Source organism: Rhizobium sp. SEMIA 4085 (assembly GCF_013004495.1).
In the GTDB taxonomy this organism is placed as follows: Bacteria; Pseudomonadota; Alphaproteobacteria; order Rhizobiales; family Rhizobiaceae; genus Rhizobium; species Rhizobium gallicum.
Window position 1 is genome coordinate 1 of sequence record NZ_JABEPH010000424.1, and the last position, 4,545, is coordinate 4,545.

Sequence of the window (4,545 nt, forward strand, 5' to 3'; positions counted from 1 at the left end):
CGAAGCCTACCTCATCATGGCTGCCAGCACATCGCTGAGTTACATGAGCATGCGGCTGACGCAGATGATCGTGATGATCGCCGGCAGCTATTTCGTTCTGGCGGGCGAGCTGACGGCCGGTGGCTTCATTGGTTTCCTGCTTCTCGTCGGCGTCTTCTTCCGACCCGTCGAGAAGATCAACTCGGTTATCGAAACCTACCCGAAAGGCATTGCCGGTTTCCGGCGGTTTACCGAACTGATCGACACAGAACCCGATATCGAGGATGCGCCCGACGCGATCGAAGTCGATCATTTGAGGGGCGAAATCGCCTATCGCGACGTGTCTTTCGCCTATAGCAGCGGCAAGGCGGCGCTTAAGCATGTCAATCTGACGATCAGGGCAGGCGAGACGGTTGCATTCGTCGGCCCCTCTGGCGCAGGAAAGACGACGATATGCTCGCTGCTGCCACGCTTTTATGAAGTCGGCGACGGGGCCATCTCGGTGGACGGCATCGACATCCGCCATATGAAACTCGCCTCGCTCAGACGTCAGATCGGTGTCGTGCAGCAGGATGTCTTTCTGTTCGCAGGAACGATTCGCGAAAACATCGCCTATGGAAGGCTGGACGCCGGCGAAGCCGATATTGTCGAGGCCGCTATGCGCGCCAAGCTTGACGACATGATTGCGTCGCTGCCAGACGGGCTGGATACGATGATCGGCGAACGCGGCGTCAAATTGTCGGGCGGCCAGAAACAACGCCTGGCAATTGCCCGCATGTTCTTGAAGACCCCGCCGATCCTCATTCTCGACGAGGCGACGTCGGCGCTCGATACAGAGACCGAACGTCAGATACAACGATCGCTGGCCAAGCTTGCCGAAGGCAGGACGACGCTGATTATCGCGCACCGGCTGGCAACAATACGCGACGCGGACCGGATCGTTGTCGTGGACGGCTCACGTGTTGTGGAAGAGGGTTCGCATGCCGAGTTGCTAAAGCGGCGCGGCCATTACAGGCGCCTTTACGATGCCCAGCTTGCCAGCAATTCTTGACCGCGGCCATGAGGCGGTTGCCGTCTCGACAGTCGTGGCGAAGCGAATTATCTATAAAAAATGACCCATCACAGTGACGAGACAATTGCCGTGCGGATAAGCCGCGTCCTTGCTGACCGGATCGTGACAGGACAGCTCGCACCCGGCTCCAAACTCAAGCAGGATCATATCGCCGAGGAATTCGGCTCCAGCCATGTACCGGTGCGTGAGGCACTTCGGCGGCTGGAGGCGCAGGGGCTTGCGATCAGCGAGCCGAGGCGAGGCGTCCGCGTTGCGTCATTCGATCTTGCAGAAGTGCAGGAAGTAGCGCGCATGCGCGCCGCGCTCGAAGTCCTGGCGCTTCGCCATGCGGCTCCCCACCTGACGCCGTCCATCCTCGACCAGGCCGAATGCGCCACCCTTGAAGGCGACCAGGCCGTTGATGTTCGCGGCTGGGAAGCGGCAAACAGGCGCTTTCACCGGCTGGTGCTTTCGCCTTGCGCGATGCCGCGGCTCTTGGCGGCAATTGATGATCTGCACGCCGCGAGCGCGCGGTTTCTTTTCGCAACGTGGAACTCGGGCTGGCAGACACCCAAGGACCGCGATCATCGAGCGATCCTCGGTTTTCTTCGCGAAGGAGAAACCGAACACGCGGCCACCGTCCTGGAGCGGCATGTCCAATGGATCGGCCGGCGGCCGGCAAGAAGCGGCGCGGCCCCTGACGCCGAGCGTTTCGCGATCGTCGGCTGAGCAGGCGGTTTTCCCATCGCTGCAATCTGTCGCTAAGCGGAAAATCCACCTCCGCTCTTGCCTTATGTTGCGCTGCATTATTATAGATAAAGCTGGAAGATATCTATATCGCAAACGCATCCATAAGGGAGGACCTCGTTCGATGCAGGCTGAAACGGCTGATCTGAAGGGTGCATACGAGATTGCGGAGCCTCCCATCCCTCGGTATCGGGCGGATGCAGCAGAAATTATCTATAATTTGCCGTTCAACGATCTTCTTTTTCGTGCTCACGGTGTTCATCGCGAAAACTTCGATCCGAACGCTGTCCAGATGAGCCGTCTGCTGTCCATCAAGACCGGCGGCTGCGCGGAGGACTGCGGCTATTGCAGCCAGTCGGCCCATTATTCGACCGGGCTCAAGGCCTCGAAGCTGATGGAGGTCGAACGTGTCCTTGCTGAAGCGCGCAAGGCAAAGGAGGGCGGCGCGACCCGCTATTGCATGGGCGCTGCATGGCGCAGCCCGAAGGATCGCGACATGGATGCGATCGCTGCCATGGTGAAGGGCGTCAAGGCCCTGGGCATGGAAACCTGCATGACGCTCGGCATGCTGACGCCGGCACAGAGCGCTGCGCTCGCGCAAGCGGGGCTTGACTATTACAACCACAATATCGACACCTCCGAACGCTTCTACGGCGAGATCATAACCACGCGGACATTTGCCGACCGTTTGCAGACACTGTCGAATGTTCGTGACGCCGGCATCAAGGTCTGTGCGGGCGGCATCCTCGGGATGGGTGAGACGGCCGCCGACCGCATCGCGATGCTGGTGACGCTTGCCAATCTGGCCGTGCCTCCCGAAAGCGTGCCGATCAACATGCTGATCCCTATCCCGGGTTCGAAGCTTGCCGACGCCGAACCCGTCGATCCGATCGAGTTCGTGCGAACGATCGCTCTGGCCCGCATCTTGATGCCGGCCTCGCACCTGCGGCTTTCGGCGGGACGCTCCGATATGAGCGATGAGATGCAAGCCCTCTGTTTCTTCGCTGGTGCCAATTCCATCTTCGTCGGCGATACCCTTTTGACAGCCGACAATCCAGGGGAGGACGACGACAGCGCACTGTTTCGCCGCCTCGGTCTGAAGCCGATGGAACTGGACGGCGGGGAGACGGCCCCATGAGGTTTGCGGGCCTTGCCCGCTACGAGCGGACACTGGCCGGCCTTGAACGGAAGGGCCGCGCCCGGGCGCTGATCGGCCAGAGCGGCATCGATTTCACGTCGAACGACTATCTGGGGCTTGCTCAATCGGAGCGCCTTAAGAACGCGATTGCCGAAGCGATCGGGCGCGGCGTTGCGGTCGGGGCAGGGGGGTCGAGGCTGCTGCGGGGCAATCATCCCGAGCACGGAGCGCTTGAGGAGCAGGCAGCCACATATTTCGGAACCGAAAGGGTCGTCTATTTCGGCAGCGGCTACGCGGCCAACTTCGCTGTCTTTTCGACCCTTCCGCAGCGCGAGGACATCATCATCCACGATGCCCTGATCCACGCAAGCGCGCATGAGGGGATCGCGGCGAGCAAGGCACGCGCGATGTCGGTCGCCCACAACGATGTTGGCGCCTTCGATGAGGCGATCAAAAGATGGCGCCGGTCAGGCGGCACTGGCAGAGCCTGGATTGCCGTCGAGAGCCTCTATTCCATGGACGGCGATCGCGCACCGCTTGCTCAACTTGCAAGCATTGCGAATGCGCATGACGCCTTCCTGGTCGTGGACGAAGCGCATGCAACCGGTGTCTTCGGGCCGGGGGGACGCGGTTTTTCGGCAGGTCTGGAAGTGCAAGACAACCTCATCGTCCTTCACACCTGCGGCAAGGCGCTCGGCGTTGCCGGAGCGCTGCTTTCTGCAAGCGCTGTCATTTGCGACTACCTCGTCAACCGCGCCCGCGGTTTCATCTATTCGACGGCGCCTTCGCCGTTGATGGCGGCTGCGGTTGGCGAAGCGTTGCGCGTTCTCGGGGACGAGCCGCAGCGGCGCGCGGAGCTCGACAAGCTGCGGGCTTTTGCAAACTCCGCACTTGCGGCTGCGACCGGTGCCAAAGGCAGCGGTTCCCAGATCCTGCCGGTGATGATCGGCGACAATGCGCGCGCCGTCGCAATTGCCGCGCATATGCGCGACCAAGGCTTCGACATCAGGGCAATCCGTCCGCCGACCGTGCCGGAGGGGACAGCGCGGCTGAGAATCGCAATCACGCTTAACGTGAATTCCAGCATGATTTCCAGCATGTTCGAGCAGCTTGCAGCCGTCCTGGCGGATCAGGAGCGGTCATGACGGAGGCTTGCGTCGTCACCGGAACGGACACCGGGATTGGCAAGACGTGGTTCGCCGCCGCCCTGACGCAGGCACTGGATGGCTATTACTGGAAGCCGGTGCAGGCGGGTCTTGAGGAAGAGACTGACAGCCAGGCTGTCGCACGGCTGGGCGGCATTTCTCCGGCACGGATCATCCCGGAGGCTTACAGACTGAAGACACCAGCATCTCCGCATCTCTCTGCCAGCCTCGATTGTGTATCGGTCGCGCCCGAGCGACTGAGCCTTCCTGAAACCGACCACCCTCTGGTCGTGGAAGGGGCCGGCGGCCTTTTGGTGCCGCTTACGGACCGGCTGTTGTTCGCCGATGTTTTTGCCCGTTGGCAGATCCCTGTCATTTTGTGCGCGAGGACAACGCTTGGAACGATCAATCATACGCCGCTGTCGCTAGAGGGGCTGAAGCACCGGGCGCTGCCGGCCCTCGGGGGTGCCTTCCTCGGTGCCGGG

General features: G+C 61.4%; 5 protein-coding genes. All 5 read left to right on the forward strand.

Features of this window, described 5'->3' with window-relative positions; genetic code table 11:
* A partial coding sequence (locus C9413_RS28160) for an ABC transporter ATP-binding protein (protein WP_170251217.1) occupies positions 1–1,030 on the forward strand: 1,030 nt, incomplete at its 5' end.
* Between the two features lie 60 nt (positions 1,031–1,090).
* Positions 1,091–1,759, forward strand: a complete 669-nt coding sequence (locus C9413_RS28165; RefSeq protein WP_040115710.1) for a GntR family transcriptional regulator — start codon at positions 1,091–1,093, stop codon at positions 1,757–1,759.
* 181 nt (positions 1,760–1,940) lie between these two features.
* The gene (gene bioB / locus C9413_RS28170) at positions 1,941–2,915 is read left to right on the forward strand and encodes a biotin synthase BioB (RefSeq protein WP_052451931.1); all 975 of its coding nucleotides are present in this window, start codon (positions 1,941–1,943) and stop codon (positions 2,913–2,915) included.
* Complete coding sequence (locus C9413_RS28175) at positions 2,912–4,060, forward strand: 8-amino-7-oxononanoate synthase (protein WP_170251218.1); 1,149 nt, start codon at positions 2,912–2,914, stop codon at positions 4,058–4,060. The genes bioB and C9413_RS28175 overlap by 4 nt, the downstream gene beginning before the upstream one ends.
* The coding region (gene bioD, locus C9413_RS28180; RefSeq protein WP_170251219.1) for a dethiobiotin synthase at positions 4,057–4,545 on the forward strand (489 nt) is incomplete at its 3' end. The genes C9413_RS28175 and bioD, both read left to right, overlap by 4 nt.